The sequence below is a fragment of the Pusillimonas sp. genome (assembly GCF_035515275.1).
Classification (GTDB): domain Bacteria; phylum Pseudomonadota; class Gammaproteobacteria; order Burkholderiales; family Burkholderiaceae_B; genus Pusillimonas.
In genome coordinates, this window is record NZ_DATJBQ010000009.1 from 1 (window position 1) to 16953 (window position 16953).

The 16953-nt window shown below is 60.3% G+C and carries 16 protein-coding genes; 6 read left to right on the forward strand and 10 right to left on the reverse strand.

Features of this window, described 5'->3' with window-relative positions; translation table 11 throughout:
- Nucleotides 1-76: 76 nt before the first annotated feature.
- Together dctP and VL003_RS00460 are read left to right on the forward strand one after the other, a co-directional pair.
- Nucleotides 77-1054: a TRAP transporter substrate-binding protein DctP gene (gene dctP / locus VL003_RS00455; RefSeq protein WP_325438473.1), complete on the forward strand. Its 978-nt coding sequence runs from the start codon at nt 77-79 to the stop codon at nt 1052-1054.
- A 128-nt stretch (nt 1055-1182) separates the two neighbouring features.
- On the forward strand, nt 1183-1305 hold the full coding sequence (locus tag VL003_RS00460; protein ID WP_325438475.1) for a hypothetical protein: 123 nt from the start codon (nt 1183-1185) through the stop codon (nt 1303-1305).
- An 886-nt stretch (nt 1306-2191) separates the two neighbouring features.
- Here VL003_RS00460 and VL003_RS00465 read toward each other — a convergent pair.
- The 3 genes from VL003_RS00465 to VL003_RS00475 all read right to left on the reverse strand — a co-directional run bounded on the left by VL003_RS00465 (nt 2192) and on the right by VL003_RS00475 (nt 5821).
- Entirely contained in the window at nt 2192-3460 is a 1269-nt protein-coding gene (locus VL003_RS00465) for a putative Na+/H+ antiporter (RefSeq protein WP_325438477.1), read from the reverse strand.
- A gap of 103 nt (nt 3461-3563) precedes the next feature.
- Nucleotides 3564-4448 carry a 4-hydroxybenzoate octaprenyltransferase gene (gene ubiA, locus VL003_RS00470; protein WP_414708205.1) on the reverse strand — a complete coding sequence of 295 codons (885 nt, stop codon included), beginning with the start codon at nt 4446-4448 and terminating at the stop codon, nt 3564-3566.
- 80 nt (nt 4449-4528) lie between these two features.
- Nucleotides 4529-5821: an aminotransferase-like domain-containing protein gene (locus VL003_RS00475; protein ID WP_325438479.1), complete on the reverse strand. Its 1293-nt coding sequence runs from the start codon at nt 5819-5821 to the stop codon at nt 4529-4531.
- 409 nt (nt 5822-6230) lie between these two features.
- On the opposite strand from VL003_RS00475, the gene VL003_RS00480 reads away from it, so the two are divergent.
- From VL003_RS00480 to clsB, 4 genes are all read left to right on the forward strand, one after another.
- Nucleotides 6231-6539, forward strand: a complete 309-nt coding sequence (locus VL003_RS00480) for an FmdB family zinc ribbon protein (protein WP_325438481.1) — start codon at nt 6231-6233, stop codon at nt 6537-6539.
- 64 nt (nt 6540-6603) lie between these two features.
- Nucleotides 6604-8394 carry an aspartate--tRNA ligase gene (aspS, locus tag VL003_RS00485; protein WP_325438483.1) on the forward strand — a complete coding sequence of 597 codons (1791 nt, stop codon included), beginning with the start codon at nt 6604-6606 and terminating at the stop codon, nt 8392-8394.
- Nucleotides 8395-8413: 19 nt separating this feature from the next.
- Nucleotides 8414-9268 carry an endonuclease/exonuclease/phosphatase family protein gene (locus VL003_RS00490; RefSeq protein ID WP_325438485.1) on the forward strand — a complete coding sequence of 285 codons (855 nt, stop codon included), beginning with the start codon at nt 8414-8416 and terminating at the stop codon, nt 9266-9268.
- A 364-nt stretch (nt 9269-9632) separates the two neighbouring features.
- A complete protein-coding gene (gene clsB / locus VL003_RS00495) occupies nt 9633-10862 on the forward strand; it encodes a cardiolipin synthase ClsB (RefSeq protein WP_325438487.1) in 1230 nt (409 codons plus the stop codon).
- A gap of 138 nt (nt 10863-11000) precedes the next feature.
- Here clsB and VL003_RS00500 read toward each other — a convergent pair whose 3' ends face one another.
- The 7 genes from VL003_RS00500 to VL003_RS00530 form a co-directional block, all read right to left on the reverse strand.
- Nucleotides 11001-11423 carry a RidA family protein gene (locus VL003_RS00500; protein ID WP_325438489.1) on the reverse strand — a complete coding sequence of 141 codons (423 nt, stop codon included), beginning with the start codon at nt 11421-11423 and terminating at the stop codon, nt 11001-11003.
- Nucleotides 11424-11442: 19 nt separating this feature from the next.
- Nucleotides 11443-13008 (reverse strand): aldehyde dehydrogenase family protein, encoded by a 1566-nt coding sequence (locus VL003_RS00505; RefSeq protein ID WP_325438491.1) that lies wholly within the window; start codon nt 13006-13008, stop codon nt 11443-11445.
- An 11-nt stretch (nt 13009-13019) separates the two neighbouring features.
- The gene (locus tag VL003_RS00510; RefSeq protein WP_325438493.1) at nt 13020-13424 is read right to left on the reverse strand and encodes a cupin domain-containing protein; all 405 of its coding nucleotides are present in this window, start codon (nt 13422-13424) and stop codon (nt 13020-13022) included.
- A gap of 17 nt (nt 13425-13441) precedes the next feature.
- Nucleotides 13442-14230, reverse strand: a complete 789-nt coding sequence (locus VL003_RS00515) for a ribonuclease activity regulator RraA (protein ID WP_325438496.1) — start codon at nt 14228-14230, stop codon at nt 13442-13444.
- Between the two features lie 68 nt (nt 14231-14298).
- Complete coding sequence (locus VL003_RS00520; protein WP_325438498.1) at nt 14299-15231, reverse strand: VOC family protein; 933 nt, start codon at nt 15229-15231, stop codon at nt 14299-14301.
- Nucleotides 15232-15237: 6 nt separating this feature from the next.
- Nucleotides 15238-15741 (reverse strand): flavin reductase family protein, encoded by a 504-nt coding sequence (locus VL003_RS00525; protein WP_325438500.1) that lies wholly within the window; start codon nt 15739-15741, stop codon nt 15238-15240.
- A gap of 57 nt (nt 15742-15798) precedes the next feature.
- Nucleotides 15799-16953, reverse strand: a 1155-nt coding sequence (locus VL003_RS00530; RefSeq protein ID WP_325438502.1) for a 4-hydroxyphenylacetate 3-hydroxylase family protein, incomplete at its 5' end; no start/stop codon positions are given.

Below are 16953 nucleotides of genomic sequence, written 5' to 3' on the forward strand. Positions count from 1 at the left end.
GGGATTATTGTTGTTCCTGCCCTGGCTGGCCATAGGCCTGCCTCGGATGATGATGTAGTAAAAACGGAGGCATTACATGAAGTTGCAGTTCAAGAAAATTGCTCTGGGAGCCGCCCTGGGTCTGATGGCCGTAACGGCACACAGCGCAGAAGTGACCTTGCGCGCTGTCAGCGTGTTCGCCAAAGACTCGTTCTTCGACCGCAAGTTTGATGCGTTCGTCAAGAAGGTCAACGAAGAAGGCAAGGGCATTGTGCAGATCAACCTGATCGGCGGCCCCGAGTCGATGCCGCCGTTCGAGGTGGGCAACGCGGTGCGCGCAGGGGTGGTTGACATGTCGAACACCACTGGCGTGTTCCACGCCAACCTGGTGCCCGAAGCGCTGGTGCTGAGCTTTTCCTCGACCCCCATGGCCGAGGTTCGTGCCAACGGCGGTTACGAGCTGATGGACCAGATTCACCGCGATAAAGCCAATATGACCTGGCTGGGCCGCATTCACGACGGCCTGAAGTACCACGTTTACACCACCAAGAAGCCCGAGAACGGTTCGTTTGAAGGCATGAAGCTGCGCAGCGTGCCCGTTTACCGCACGTTCTTCCAATCGCTGGGCGCGCTGCCCCTGCAAGTGCCGCCAGGCGAGGTTTACACGGCGCTGGAGCGTGGCGTGGTCGACGGCTACGGCTGGCCCAGCGTGGGTATTTTCGATCTTGGCTGGCAAGAAAAAACCAAGTACCGCATTGACCCGGGCTTTTATAACGTCGAGGTCAGCGTGTTCATGAACAAAAATTCGTGGGACAAGAAGCTGAATGACGAGCAGCGCGCTTTCTTGATGGATCAGGTAAAGCAGCTTGAAAACCGCTACGGTGAAGATGATGCTTTGGCTGCTAAAGAAAAGCAGCAGCTGATCGATACGGGCATCGAGATCATTACGCTCGATACTGCGCAGGCTGAGCAGTTCGTGACAAAAGCCAACGAAGCTGCCTGGCAGGCCATTGACCAGGCCAGCCCGCGTTATGCGCCCCAGCTGCGCGAGAAGTTCGACAATACGAAGAAGTAAGCTTCTTTCGTAGGAGCGGTATCGTGGCAAGCCACGCGCCCGAACACTTGAACGGTGTTCGGGCGTTTTTTATTGTGCCGGCGCGGTTAAGATACCGGTATGTTCAAGCTTTTGGGCGGTGTCTTGTAATGACTACGGGTGAAATTGTGGTGCTGCTGCTGTTTGCAGTGGGCCTGGTTTGTTCCTTGACCTTGTTTTCCTGGCTGATTCGGCTGATTCGTCGTGAAAGTAAAAAAACGCAGGATTCCTGAGCTGATTGTTCGTTGAGCGAGTTTTTACGTTGCTTTGTTCGTCGCGCTCGGTCGAGTCTTTGAGCTCTTTCGTTTTGCTTGTTATTTGACGGGCGCTGTTTGTTTGAGTTCTTTCGTTTCGCTTGGTATTTGAGGGGCGCTGTTTGTTTGGGTTCTGAACACGGGGGCGCTGCGGTGTACCCAATTTCGGGCCGCAGCAGCGGTTCGGCTTTGCCGAACTACCCGAATTTTTCGAGTTCGGGCGGGCGGCGGCAGAACTCGCCCTTTAGCCGCTTCGCGGCTACGGAGCTCAAACAGGCTGCCGCCGAAACCCCCCGCCCAAACTCGAAAAATTCGGCGCCGCTGAAGGCCCGAAATTGGGTACACCACAGCCCCCCCTTTTTGCATGGGGTTTTGGGAAGCGGGGAAACGGCAACGTATCGAAAGCGCTACGCCACATCTATTCACGAGGGCGAGGGGCGCGGTAGGGTCTATCAGGACATTTCGTCGTGCGCCAAATTTTTCTTGGTTGGGCGGGGGCTTTCGGCGACAGCCTGTTTGAGTCCCGAGGAGCGTAGCGACGAGGTCGAGTTCTGCTCGCCGCCCGCCCGGCCAAGAAAAATTTGGGAAGCCCGAAGGGCCGCACGATGTGTCCTGATAGACCCTACCGCGCCCCTTGCCCGGCTCAAGAACTCAACGACAAGCGCCACATAAGAAAGCCGCTTGGCCGTAAAGCCGAGGCGACCGGAGCCCGAACATACCGCAGCGCGTCTGTATGAAGAACTTAACTACAAGCGCCCCTAAACAAGAAAGGCGCGGTGATCATAAAGCTCGGGCGTACCGCAAAGACCTGTGCGTATAAGAATCGTGGCGTATAAGAAATGCCTAAAACAGCGTCGACAAGTACTTAAAACGCATTAGGCAGCAAGAACATAAACGCCGCCACCAGCGTAGGCACCGCCGCCGCCCCAAGCAGCTTCAGCGGCGAAATTGCCCCGTCAGGAAAGCAGCCCTTCAAAATCGCGAACCCCGCCGGATTAGGCGCGTTGGCGATAACCGTCAGCCCGCCGCCGGTCACCGCACCCGCCACCAGCATATAGCGCCATAAGTCGCTCGTGCCTTCCACCAGCGAGCCCAGATACGTCAGCGCAGCATTGTCCGTAACCGCAGTAAGCATGGTCGAGCCCCAGAACAACACCGTGGGCGACAAGCCCCCAAGAAGGTCTTGCAGCCACCACTGCTGCAGTCCCCCCAGCACCACAAGCCCTGCCAGGAAAAAGCCCACCATCAAGCCTTCCTTGATCATCAGCCGATTCTGATGGCGTGAATACGCATGCGCATAGCCGATGAACATCATCAGAAGACCCAGAAAGACCGCAGGGTGATGCGCACCCAGAACAATGCCCACCAGTATTGCCACATGAACCGCCATGACGCCCAGCGGTGTCGTGGCGGCCGGCTTGTCGGCGCCGCGTCCGATTTCGCCCGACAACAAATATTTGCGGCAGATCAGCGTAAGCACCACTGCATTGACAATGACAGCAACCACCGCCCGCCAGCCAAAGTGCGTAGCCATATAGGCCGAATCCCAGTTGAATGTTTGCGCCACCATCAGCACCGGAGGCGCCGCGTAGGCCGTCAGTACCCCGCCAATGGAGATGTTTACAAACAATACCCCCAGCGTCAGGTATTTAAAGCCCACCTGCTCGGGCTTATGAAAATACGCATCGCGCAGCAGCAGCGCGGCAAGCGTCATGGCGGCGGGCTCGGTAATAAACGAGCCGGCAAGCGGCACGAAGGACATCGTCACAAAAAAGGTCGAAAGCTCTTTGCGCATTGGAAGGGCGCGTGCGAGCACGCGTACGACCATGCCCACCAGATCGAGAATGGGCCGGCTGGCGGCCACCACCATAATCGCAAACACAAACGCCGGTTCGGTGAAGTTGCGCGTATCCAGATACGACACGGCTTCGCCAAACCCTGCAATAAGCCCGAAAATAATAATCAGTACAAACGCCCAGACCCCGAACACCGCCTCGACTTCAGACAGCAAATGCCACAGGCCGGCGTGCGGCCCGTTGCGGTTGGCCAGGCGCGCAAACACCGGCACCGAAAACGTATGCACAATGGCGATGGCAAACAGGGCGGTGGCAATCAGTTCGACATAACTGGGCATGAATACTTACCTGTAATGGTGATTTAAAGCGTGATACGCAATGCTGAATAAAGCAGGTACGTTTGATTAATATTCTGGGTGGCGCGGCAGCCGGCCCGGCGGCTTATAACAACGTGCCCAGCAGCGACGCCACAATAAACATGACGCCAACGGCCATGTTCGAGCGAAACAACATAAAGTTTTTGTCGGGGCGCGACAGGTTGAAGACCCTCATCTGCCATACAAAGTGCGCGCCCATCATGGCCAGAACTACAAAATAAGCCGCGTGCAGATCAAGCGCCAGTCCGCCATACACCCACAGCGCGAACGTGGCCAGATAAAAGCCGCTGATCCAAAGTTTGCCGTGCTCGCCAAAGCGCATGGCGGTAGATTTAACGCCCACCTTCAGGTCGTCGCGCACATCAACGTAGGCATAGATGGAGTCGTACCCCACTTGCCAAAGCACGGCACCCACCCACATGGCCACGCCGGCAAGCGGCACGTAGTTTTGCGTATCGGACCACGCCATCAGCATGCCCCAGTTGAAGCCGATGCCCAGCACAATTTGCGGCCAATAGGTAAAGCGCTTGCACAGCGGGTAGATAATGACGATGGGCACCAGCGCCACGGCCAGCCAGCGGCTGTACTCGTTGATGGCAAACAGCAGCAAGGCGCACACGGCAAACTGCCCCAGCAAAAAGTACAGGGCGTTGCGCAGGGTAATCTGCCCGCTGGTCAGCGGGCGAAAACGCGTGCGTTCCACCTGGTGGTCCAGGTCGCGGTCGAAGATGTCGTTCAGGGTGCAGCCGATGCCGCGCATCAGCAGGGCGCCCAACGAAAAAATAAATAGCCGCCACAAAGTGGGCCAGCCGTCGGCCGCCTGGACCAAGGCCGCCAGGCAGGGCAGCAGGGTCAGCCATGTGCCTACCGGGCGGTCGAGCCGACACAGGCGCGCGTACGGCCCCCACGACTTTGGCAGCCAACGCTCCACCCAGTCGTCGTGATGCATGTCGGACAGATCCGGCAGATTGTTCGTGGGCTGAGTATTAGGCTGCGGTGACTGGGGTGGCATCGACAACATGGGAAAGCTTAAACGGCAGGGCTGGGCGCAGCGGGACGAGCAGCGTGCGCGGCGAATTCGGCCGGGTTGCCGGCAGGGTCTGCCGTGTCGGTGGCTTCGTGCTGAGCAATCAGCCGACCCAAGATGGCCACGCCTTCGCGAATGCGGGCTTCGGGCACGGTAACGAAGCTTAGGCGCATCGTGTTGTGGCCGGTGCAGCCGTCGGCAAAAAACGCGGCCCCCGGCACGAAGGCCACGTGCTGCTCGATGGCCTGCGCCAACAGCGCGTGCGCGTCTATGTGCGCCGGCAATGTCACCCAGATGAACATGCCACCTTCGGGGCGGGTCCAGCTTGCAGTGGCGGGAAAGTGCTGCTGCAGGGCGTCGAGCATATAACCGCATTGCCGGCGGTAGATATCGACCACGTTGGGCAGGTGCTGGTCGAGGAAGCCGTCTTTGATGGTTTCGTACACCGCCATTTGCGTAAGCGTGGCCGTGTGCAGGTCGGTGGCCTGCTTGATTTGCACCAGCTTGCTGATAATGGGGGCCGGCGCAACGATGTATCCCAGGCGCAAGCCGGGGGCCAGCACCTTCGAGAACGAACCCAGGCGCACCACGGTGGCGCCGGCCTTGCGGCCAAGCGCCAGCAGGCTGGGCAGGGCTTCGCCTGCGTAACGAAGGTCGCCGTAAGGGTCGTCTTCGACAATGGGCAGGCCCACTTCGGCGCAGCGCTGCACCAAGGCCTGGCGTCGCTCAAGCCCCAGGGTCAGGCCGGTGGGGTTCTGGAAATTGGGCAGGGCGTAGATAAAGCGGGCGTCGTGCACGCGCTCGTCGGTAAGGCCTTGAGGGATCAGGCCGCCTTCGTCGGTGGGCACGGTGATGTAGTTGGGCTCGTACAGCGAAAACGACTGCAGGGCGCCCAAATAACTGGGCGCCTCGACCAGCACATGGCTGCCCGGGTCGATGAACAGCTTGCCCAGAAGGTCGAGCGCTTGCTGCGAACCGGACACAATAAGGACCTCGTCAAGGCTGACGCCTTCGGCACCGCGGCGCTGCATGTCTTGCGCCACCCACTCGCGCAGCGGCTTGTAGCCCTCGGTGGGGCCGTACTGCAATGCCGTACGGCCGTTTTGCTGCAAGACCCGGTCGAACGCGGCGTTGACCTCGTCCAGCGGAAAGCCCACCGGCGCCGGTAAGCCGCCCGCAAACGAAATAATTTCGGGGCGTTCGGTAACCTTGAGGATTTCGCGGATGGTCGAGCTGGTGATGTTTTTGGCGCGTTGCGAAAACCGCTGCGTAAACAGGTTCGAAGGGCTGGGCATTGTGCTTGATAAAGTCCGAAAAAAAAGAGCGACACAACCTCTTAGAATACTGCAGATCGCGCCGCTGCGCATAGCCGGCGGGCGTTCTTCGGGTAATCGACAATAGCCGTTTCGAACAAGGTGCGGCGTTGCGGGCGCGCCCGGCCAAATCTTTCACGAGCCCTCTGCGCGCCTTGATTTAAAGGCGGTCGCCCTTATATAAAAGCCCGAAGCTTGGCGCTTTCTAGGTCGAAACCGGCAAAAACAGCTAAAATCACGCGTTATCCAGTTGGTTTTTACAGTCTGATTCAGCCGGCCTACGCCAAGCAGCGGGCTGGCTGAGGCTTTGCCGCGCCATGCATGGTCTGCGCGCGCCAGGCCGGCAGCCGGCGGTTTTGTCCGACTGTTTTTTCTTGGGATTTGTATTTCCGTGCCTATTTATGCATACAAATGCAGCGATTGCGGTCATGCGCAAGACGTTCTGCAAAAAATGTCCGACCCCGTTCTTACCGATTGCCCTTCATGCGGCCAAAGCACCTATGTAAAGCAGGTTACCGCCGCAGGCTTCCAGCTTAAGGGCTCGGGCTGGTATGTCACCGACTTCCGCGACGGGGGCAAGTCGGCAGGGGGCGCATCCGCGTCCAGTTCAGGGTCGTCAGAGTCGTCCGGTTCATCCGCCTCTGCTGCTGCCGCGCCGGCCCCTTCCGCGGCCACATCCGCGCCGGCGGCCGCCGACTAAAACAGGCGGGCGAGCCGCCCCGTCTGCGAACCTTACAGATTTTAAAAAAACGGAGTAACCCTTCATGCGTACCTGCTACACCGGCGAGGTCAGTCGAGAACAACTAGACCAGACAGTGACTTTGTTTGGCTGGGTGCACCGGCGCCGCGATCATGGCGGCGTTATTTTTATCGACTTGCGTGACCGCGCGGGCCTGGCACAGGTGGTGGTCGACCCCGACAACGTCGAGGCCTTTGCCACCGCCGAACGCATTCGCAACGAGTACTGCGTGCGCATTACCGGCCTGGTGCGCCTGCGCCCCGAAGGCACCAGCAATGCCGAGCTGGCCTCGGGCGAGGTCGAGGTTCTGTGCCGCGAGATCGAAATTCTGAACGCATCGGTTACGCCTCCGTTCCAGCTTGATGACGACAACCTGTCTGAAACCACCCGGCTTACCCACCGTGTGCTTGATTTGCGTCGTCCGCAAATGCAGCAGAACCTGATGCTGCGCTATCGGGTTTCGATCGAGGTTCGCAAATATCTCGACAGCCTGGGCTTCATCGACATTGAAACCCCCATGCTGACCAAAAGCACGCCCGAAGGCGCGCGCGACTACTTGGTGCCCTCGCGCGTCAATCCGGGCGAGTTCTTCGCGCTGCCGCAGTCGCCGCAGCTGTTCAAGCAGATGCTGATGGTGTCGGGCTTTGACCGTTACTACCAAATTACCAAGTGCTTCCGCGACGAAGACCTGCGCGCCGACCGCCAGCCCGAGTTCACCCAGATCGACTGCGAAACCTCCTTCCTGAACGAAGTGCAGATTCGTGAATTGTTCGAAGGCATGCTGCGGCATGTGTTCAGCGCGGTGCAAGGGGTGCAGCTGCCCGAATCCTTCTCGACCATGACCTGGGAAGAGGCCATGCGCCGCTTCGGCTCCGACAAGCCCGACCTGCGCGTCAAGCTCGAGTTCGTCGACGTTTCCGACCTGATGTCCGACGTTGACTTCAAGGTGTTTTCGTCGCCCGCCAACGACCCGGCTTGCCGCGTGGTGGCCCTGCGCGTTCCTGGCGGCGGTGCGATGCCCCGCAGCGAAATCGACGCCTACACCAAGTTTGTGGGCATCTATGGTGCCAAAGGCCTGGCATACATCAAGGTCAACGACGCCGCAGCCATTCCCGAAGGCTTGCAGTCGCCCATCGTTAAAAACATTCACAACGAAGCGCTGACCAAGCTGATCGAGCGCACCGGCGCCCAAAGCGGCGACCTGATCTTTTTCGGTGCCGACAAGACCAAGGTGGTCAACGACGCCATGGGCGCACTGCGCGTTCGCATCGGCCATAGCGATTTCGGTAAAGAAAGCGGTCTGTTCGAGCCGGGCTGGCAGCCGCTGTGGGTCATCGACTTCCCCATGTTCGAGTACGACGAACAAGAAGGCCGCTACTTTGCGGCTCACCATCCGTTCACCAGCCCCAAAGACGGTCACGAAGAGCTCCTGGAAACCGAGCCTTCGCGTGCTTTGGCCAAGGCCTACGACATTGTGCTCAACGGCTGGGAGATCGGCGGCGGTTCGGTGCGTATCCACCGTGCCGACGTTCAAAGCAAGGTGTTCCAGGCGCTTAACATCGGCGCCGACGAGGCCCGCGAAAAATTCGGCTTCCTGCTTGACGCCCTGCAGTACGGCGCGCCGCCCCACGGCGGTGTGGCCTTTGGCCTCGACCGCTTGGTTACCCTGATGGCGGGTGCAGAAAGTATTCGCGACGTCATTGCCTTTCCCAAGACCCAGCGTGCACAAGACCTTCTTACGCACGCGCCTTCGCCGGTCGACGAAAAACAGTTGCGCGAGTTGCATATCCGCCTGCGTCCGACCGAGGCGAAGTAAGCGCAAACGGAGCGCGGCCATGTCGATCTTGCGTATCGTCAGCTACAACATTCATAAGGGCAAGTCGGCGATCGGCTCGAAAGAATCACTGTCGCAACTGCGCTTGGGGTTATATGGCCTGCACCCCGACCTGCTGTTTCTGCAAGAGGTGCAGGGCCGCAACGAGCGTGAAAGCATGCTGCATGCTCAGCACGAATCGCTGGGCGCGGCCTTGGGCATGCATTATTGCTACGGCTGCAACGCAGTTCACGCGCACACTGACCACGGCAATGCGTTGCTGTCGCGTCACGATATCCTTCGCTACGAAAACCAAGACATTTCCGACCACAAGCTTGAGCAACGCGGCCTGCTGCACGCCACTATTTTGGTGGGCGAGACCGAGGTGCATTGCCTGGTGGTGCACCTGGGTTTGTTCGCGGGCGGGCGCACGCGCCAGATCATGGCGCTGGTTGAGCGCATCAAGCGCATGGTTCCTTCTGATGCGCCCATGATCATCGCGGGCGATTTCAACGACTGGACCAATCGCCTGGCGCCGTTGTTTGTGCAGCAGCTTGGGCTGTACGAGGTGTTTGCGGTGTCGCCGCAGGGGCTGGCGGTGCGTTCCATGCCGCTGCGTCATTCGGTGCGCAAGTTGGGGCGGGGGTTTAGGCGCCGCAAGTCGGGGCTGGTTGCGCCGGTGCACGAGCTGGGCATAGACGGGCTGGCGCGCATGACGCCGCCGCCGCGTACGTTTCCTTCCGCGTTTCCGTGGCTGCGGCTCGACCGCATTTATCAGCGGGGGTTTGCGGTGCGCAAGGCGCGGGTGCTGCATGGCATGCCCTGGCGGCAGCTTTCGGATCATTCGCCGATTTTTGCTGAGCTTGAGTTGCCTTGATGTTTCGGTGTCTTTAATGCTGCAGCGAATTTGGGTTCTTAACGCGGCGCGGGGCGGGTAGCGCTTTTATGCGCCGGAGAGCTGCGGCGGCTTCGCCGCTTCCCTCACGACCCCTTGTTTTCGGGGCGCCCGAAAAACTCGGGGCGGCGAACCAGTGGTTCGCCAAGCGTGCCCCTCAAACAGTTCCGGGCTTGCATCCCCGAAAATGACAGGTCGTTCGGCTCGCTCAACGTCGCCCAAAATAGCTACCCGCCCCACGCCTTGGGTGGGTGATGGTTGAACGTCGTGCTAAATGGCTTCCCTTATTTCCTGAAACTATGTGTGGCAAAATTGGCTCCTGACATTGGCTTTGGGCGGGGTGGTCATGGCGCGCAGGGAGCCTCGGCTGGTTTGGCGAGAAGGCAATTGCATTCAGCTGCTTGAAAACGGCGGCGAGTTTTTTCCGGCCTTGTGCAAAGATATTGACGAGGCCCGGGTCAGTGTGCACCTCGAAACCTATATTTTTAATCTGGACGACACCGGCAAAAAGGTGCTGGAGCACCTGCGCGGCGCTTGTCAGCGCGGCGTCAAGGTCCGGGTAGTGATCGACGGCTTTGGCAGTTTCGAGAACGCGGCTGAAATTGTGCGGCTGCTGGAAGAGATGGGGGCGCAGGTACGGGTGTATCGGCCTGAGCCGGGGGGGCTGAAGCGCTATCGGTATAGTGCGCGCCGGCTGCGGCGGCTGCATCGCAAGGTTACGGTGGTTGATCGCAGCATCGGGTATGTGGGCGGCATCAATATTATTGATGACCTGGAAGACGTACCCGACGACGGCCAGGGCCCCAAGCCCCGCTTCGATTTCGCGGTGCGGGTGCGTGGGCCGATCGTGCAAGATCTGGACAAAGCGCAAAGCGATCTCTGGATGCGCATGGGCTGGCGTCGGCGCGATGACTGGGCGCAGTTCTATCAGCGCCTCAAGGGCTGGCGCGAACGACGCGCTCAGGCATTGGCCCAGAGCACGGAGCAGTTTGATCCGGGCATGCGCGCCACCGTGCTGCTGCGCGACAACCTGCGCTTTCGCAAGACGATCGAAAATGTCTATATACAGGCGCTTGAAAATGCGCAGCACGACGCCCTGATCGCAAATTCTTATTTTTTTCCGGGCCGGCGCCTAAAGGCCGCGTTGCGTCGTGCGGCGAGTCGCGGGGTGCGGGTGCGTTTGTTGTTGCAGGGCCGGGCCGAATACGCGGTGCAGTATCGGGCCAGCCGCAGCATGTATCTAAGGGTGCTGGCCGGCGGCATTGAAATCTACGAGTATCAGCCCAGCTATTTGCACGCCAAGGTGGCGGTGATAGACGACTGCGCCATGGTGGGTTCGTCGAATATGGACCCGTTCAGTCTGCTGCTGGCGCGCGAGACGAACGTATTCGTGAGCGACGCGGGGTTCGCGGCCGAGCTCAAGGCGTCTCTGGAGCACGAGCTGGCCAACAGCTGCAATCGGGTTACGGCACAAACAATAAACCGCCATTCATGGCTGGTGCGCCTGGGCGACGACATATCGCATTTTTTGTTGCGGGTGGGCGTGGCGATTACGGGGCATTCTTCCGAGTATTAGCCGGCTGCGGGCTCACGCAGTGTCGGGTTGGCGCCCGTGTCCGTTTTGAGCTTGCCCGTACCGTGGCGTGGAAGCTGCCTTGGTGCTGCGCGACCCGCCGTGGGTCGCGCAGCACAGCACAGCACTGCACTGAACAGATCAGGCGTTGGCGGTGCTGCAGCCGATATGCGCGGTGGCTTCGATCTCCACCAAAATTTCGGGCTTGGCCAGCGAGCTGACCTCGACCAGCGTGCAGGCGGGGAAGTCGCCGGTGAAGAACTCTTTGCGGGCGTCCCAGATCTTTACGTTGTGGCCGATTCGGGTGACGAATATGGTCATTTTGACGACGTCGTCCATGACGCCGCCTGCGGCCACGACCAGGTCTTTGATTTTCTGGAAAATGACTTTGGCCTGTTCGTACTCGTTGTCGCCCAGAATGGTCTGGCCGTCGGGGGCGCGGGCGGTCATGCCCGACACATAGGCCACGTCGCCCACGCGCATGCAGTTGGACCAAAGTTGCGGCGCAGGCTCTTTGACGGCCGGCGATTGTATGCGTTGCTTGTTCATTGTTTTCAGTTCCATACTTGATTTCAAACTAAAGTTACAGCGCAATGCGGCTGTCCCAGGGCGATTCGCGGCTCCAGTTGATGCACACGCTCTGGCGGCGCATATAGCCTTTCCAGGAGTCCGATCCGGCGGTGCGCCCGCCTCCGGTGCCCTTCTCGCCGCCGAAGGCCGCGCCCACGTCGGCGCCGGTGGTGCCCATATTGACCTTGGCAATGCCGCAGTCGCTGCCGGCCGCCGACAGGAAGTACTCGATGTTGTACAGATTGGTGCTGTGGATGCCCGAGGCCAGCCCCTGGCTGACGTTGTTGTGAATGGCCATGGCTTGCTCCAGGGTGTCATAAGCCATGACCGACACAATGGGGGCGAAGGTTTCTTCTTGTGCGCATTCCCAACTGGGGTCGACGCCGGTCAGAATGGCGCCTTCCACGTAATAGCCCGGGCGGTCGATGCGCTTGCCGCCGTAGACCAGTTTGGCGCCCCGCTCGATGGCGCGTTTCAACGTCTGCTCGTAGTGGTCCAGTGCGGCTGAGTCAATCAAGGGGCCCACCACGGCGTCTTCTTCGCGCGGGTCGCCGATCTTGATCTGCGCAAACGATTTGGCCAGCAGCTCGACCAGCTCGTCGTGGACGGAGCGGTGCACGATGACGCGGCGCATACTGGTGCATCGCTGACCGGTGGTGCCGATCGAGCTGAAGGTAAGGCTGCGCGCGGCATGCTTGAGGTCGGCGGTTTCATCGACGATGACGGCGCTGTTGCCCGAGCATTCAAGCATGTAGCGCCGGCCCAGTGTTTCGCTGACAATCGAGGCGACTTTCTTGCCCACGCCGGTGGAGCCGGTGAACGACACGAGGTTGACGCGCGGGTCGCGCACCAGCAGTTCGGCCACGTTGTTGTCGTCGGGGGTAAACAGCGAGAACACGCCTTCCAGCTCCAGCTCTTTTTCTGCCTGCACGGCGAGCTTTTGTACGGCGATAGCGGTTAACGGCACTTTAGGGCTGGGCTTCCAGATGACGGTGTTGCCACCAATGGCGGCCAGAAAGCCGTTCTGAGCCCACACAGCGGCCGGAAAGTTATAGGCCGAGATGACTCCCGCCACGCCCAGCGGCAGCCACTGGTCGTACATGCGATGCAAAGGGCGCTGCGACTGCTGCGTAAAGCCATACAACATGCGGGCCTGGCCGGCGGCCAGGGTGGCCATGTCGGCGCTTTCCTTCAGCTCGGCGCGGCACTCCATCAGCGACTTGCCGGTGTCCAGGGCCACGATGGCGGCCAGCTCGTTCATGTTCTGCTGGATCAGTTGGCCGATGCGCAGCACCAGTTCGCCGCGCCGGGGCGCGGGCACCATGCGCCAGCTTTTCTGGGTTTCAACTGCAGCGGCAATAATGGCCTCGTACTCTTCGCGGTTAGAGGCCGCCACCTTGGAAACGATGCAACCGTCGGCGGGACACACCGCATCGAAGGTGGCGCGCCCTTGAACGGGGCCCCAGCCCTGGGTGGCCAGGTACGTGCCCGAATGCACGCCTTGCAGGTCGAACCTGGCTAGGGCGCTTTCCGTGTCAAATGTGGCTTTATTTTTTTGAACAGCTTTCAGGGGATTCATAAACATAGACCTCAAGGTTTTTTCTGCAGGAATCCGCCGATGGTTTCATCGGTATGAAACACCGGCTTTTCGGCATAGTGGGGACCGTCGTAGATTTCGATGAGTACACTGCGCTCGTGCGCAATGGTGGGGCCGTGCGCATTGCCCTTGGGGTTCATATAAAACGAACCGGGCGTAAGGCGAAGGCCGACATCGGTGTACTCGTAATCGCCCTCCAGGCAGTACATGAACTGATTGGAGGCGTGGGTGTGCTTGATCGGTATGCGCCCGCCTTTCTCGTATTCGAGCAACGCGATGCTGGCGCCCGTCTCTTCGTTTTTCCAAAGAAAGTACTGGCGGAAGCCGTAGTCGGGGAAATCGATCCATTTTTCCGGATCGAGCTGGTCGCGATTGATCAGCACTTCTAATGACTTCATCGAGTCTTGATTGACATTCATCGTGATTCCTCTGGTAGGGGGCGGCCCTGGGCCACCCAATGGTCGTATTCCCGCCGGCTTTCGACGGTGGCGGGGAAAAGGCCCAGAATCGACCTGCCTTGGGCGATATGCATGGCGGCAAACTCTTCGTACTCGACGGCGTCAAGTGCTTCGGCGGCAATGTCGTCGACCAGCGCGCGGGGAATGACGACCACGCCTTCGCCGTCGCCCACAATGACGTCGCCCGGGTAGATGGCCACGCCCGCGCATCCCACCGGGCCATTCAATTCGATGGGGTGCATGGCAATGGGTGTGGCCGGAGGCGCGCTTTGGCGCTGGTAACAGGGCAAGCCAAGCTTGGCAATAGCCGGGGCGTCGCGGTAGCCGCCGTCGGTGACCACGCCCGCCACCCCGCGCACCTGCAGCCGGGCGGCCATCAGGTCGCCCATGGCGGCCGACCTGGCGGTACCCATGGCGTCGATCACCAGCACGGCGCCTTCGGGGCATTCCTCGATGGCGCGTCGATGCAAATTGTCGTTTCGGCCATAGTTGGCCATGGAGTCGATGTCTTCGCGGGCCGGCATGAAGCGCAGGGTGTAGGCGGGCCCGACCAGTTGTGGCTGGTCGGGCCGCAGCGGCGCAACCCCCAGCAGGTACACATTGCGAAAGCCGCGCTTGAGCAGGGCGTTTGCCACGTTTGCCGTCCCCACGCGCCTTAGCTGCTGAAGCGTTCGCGGCGAGAGCGGGCTGTGCTGGGGCAAGCCGGAGGCGGCGGCCGCTGTTGCGCCCGAGAGCTGTTCTGTCATGTTCGTGCCTTGATCTATACAGGTTGGTCGGCGCGCCTGCCCCATGGGCCTTCGCGCTTGCGTTGTGCCTACTCGAAGAAATCGGGCGGTGGCTCCATACCCCACTGCGTGGTCTCGCCCGCCGTGCCGTTGAACAGCGAAGGCTGATGGTCGGCGTCGACCACGTCGCCATCGGTGTAGTGTTCGATGCGGAATCCGAAGGGGTCTTTCCAGTAGTCGAACACCTGGCTGCCAAGCAAGTGGCGGCCCACGCCGCAGTCAAGCGTCCACCCCTTGGCCTCAAGGTAGTCGTGAGCCGACATGATGGCGTCGAGGTCTTGCACCTCGTACGAAGAATGGTGCACGCCGACCGTCTCTGATTGCAGAACCAGCATGCAATGATGATCCACCAGGCGGCTGCCTTGATTGCATCGCAGGAAGGTGCCCACGATAGGCGCCTGCTGACCCGGGGGCGCGAAATAATCGGAGGGCAGAAAGCCAAACCGCTGTTGCAGCCAGGCGACCGATTCGTCATGATTCGATACATGCAGCACGAAGTGTCCCAGCCGCATCACCGGGCAAGGCTCGCGTTGGACCCGTATCGACGCATTGTTGCGGGCTTTGGCATGTGCCGCATTGAAGGGGTTGGGCGCACGCGTGGGCAGCGGAGCCGCCGGCTCGCGGCCCCAAACGGCGCTGATCTTGAAACCATCGGGCATGGTCATATGCACCACCCAGCCGCCGCCGGGGTCGGCATTGGCGCTTACCGGCGACGAGCCCGGAAGACCGGCCAGCTCGTCAAGGTCTTCGCGAGAAGCAACTTGAATGGCCGCCCCGACAAAACGCGGCGTGGGGCCCAGGCGGGTTTCGTGTATGTGGTGCTGAGCGCCCGTGCCGCGCATGTACAGGGCGTTACTGCTTTTCTGTACCGTGCTCAGGCCGAAATCGGTCAGGACCTGCTCCATCAGGTGCAGGTCGGGCACTTCATAGATGACCTTGGCGACGTCGATAGCGGTAGCCATATTGTTTTACTCCAGATGCGAAAGACACCCGTAGCGGCCGCTGTGAAACAGTAGCGGCTCGGGCGGATCTTGCGTCAGGCGCAGGTCAATGACCTCGCCCACGAACAGCGTGTGGTCGCCGCAGGGGTAGCAGTGACGAAGTTCTGCACAAAGCTGCATCACTGCATCGACCACCACTTGCACACCATCCAGTTGCTCGAACTGCGGCTTGCCTTCGACCATGGGACGGCCGGCAAAGTGGTTGCTGGTATGTTGCTGGTGGCGGGCCAGCACGCTGACCCCGAAGAAACCCGTTTCCTGGATTTTTTCGTGCATGCGCGCCGTACGTGCCACCGACACCAGCACCAGCGGCGGCTCGAGCGAGCCCGACATGAAAGCATTGGCCGTCATGGCATGGACATCGCCCGCCGCTTCGGCGGTGATCACGACCACGCCGGTGGCAAACTGCCCCATGGCGTCTCGGAACTGGCGTGCGGTAAACCGCGGTTCAGAATCCACTGGTCTGGACATAGAGCTTTCCGGGTGGCGAAGGGCAGTGTTCAACGAAGCCATGGTCAAACCTTCTGCTTATCGCTTGGAAATTACGCTGACGTCGTCGGGGTTGATCAGGTCGCCGACTGTCCAGCCGTCCAGGTCGTACTCGTCCATGGCCGACTTGGCAAAGGCCTTGAATTTGTCGAGATTGCCCGAGCCTTGAGCCGCCCAAAGGTTGGTCAGGCGGGTCACGTCGTTGCTGCCGATATAGTTGATCTCGTACAGTTCGTGGCGCGCGCCGAACTCGGTGCCGATGGCATCCCACAGCGCTTTCATTACCTTGACGCGCTCAATGGCGTCGGCGCCGCCCGAGCCGCGAAGATAGCGGTCCAGATAGCCGCGAATTTCAGGCTGTTTAAAGTCGGCGGTATGCGAGTTCAGGTAAATAAGACCGCTGGCAACGACCTCTTCGATAATGTTCTTGATCTTGGGCATGGCCAGTTGGTTCATGACACGGTAGGCGCCGGCGAAGTGGGCGTCGGGCCGGATCATGCCGTTCCAGGGCTGTGCGCTTTTGGCCATGGCGTCAGACAAGGCCCAGAAGGTGTTGCGCCAGGCAATGACCTCGCCCAGTTTTGATTGCACGCCATGAAAACCGTCGGCGCCGGTGATCTCGAGCGCGCGTGCCAGCAGGCCGACGATGAAGTCGAGCTTGACGGCAAAGCGGGTGCAGCCGTGCATCGAGGCGCGTTCAAGGTAGCCCGACCCCGTGTTGTACTTGTTGGACAGGTCGACGTTGTTGTGCATGAACACGTCTTCCCACGGAACGAAGACATTGTCCAGAACTAGAACGGCGTCGTTCTCGTCCAGGCGGCTTGAAAGCGGGTAGTCGAAGGGGCTGCCCAGCACGGCGGCGCGATATTCGTTCGAGACGCGGCACAATAGCTTCACGCCGGGCGCGCCGGTCGGCACGATGAACACCGGCGCAAACTTCGGGTCTTTCATGGGGACCTGGGTAATGTGCGCCACAAAGGTGTAATGGGTCAGCGCCGAGCCGGTCGCCACCACCTTGGCGCCGCTGACATAAATGCCGGCGTCCGTTTCTTTTACGACCCGCACGTAAACGTCCGAGCCGTCTGCGCTGGGGCTTGAGCGGTCAACAGGCGGGTGCATGATGGCGTGGTTCACATACCAGGTTTTTTCCTGGGCCTTCCGATACCAGTTCAGGGCGTTTTGTTCGAAGCCTTG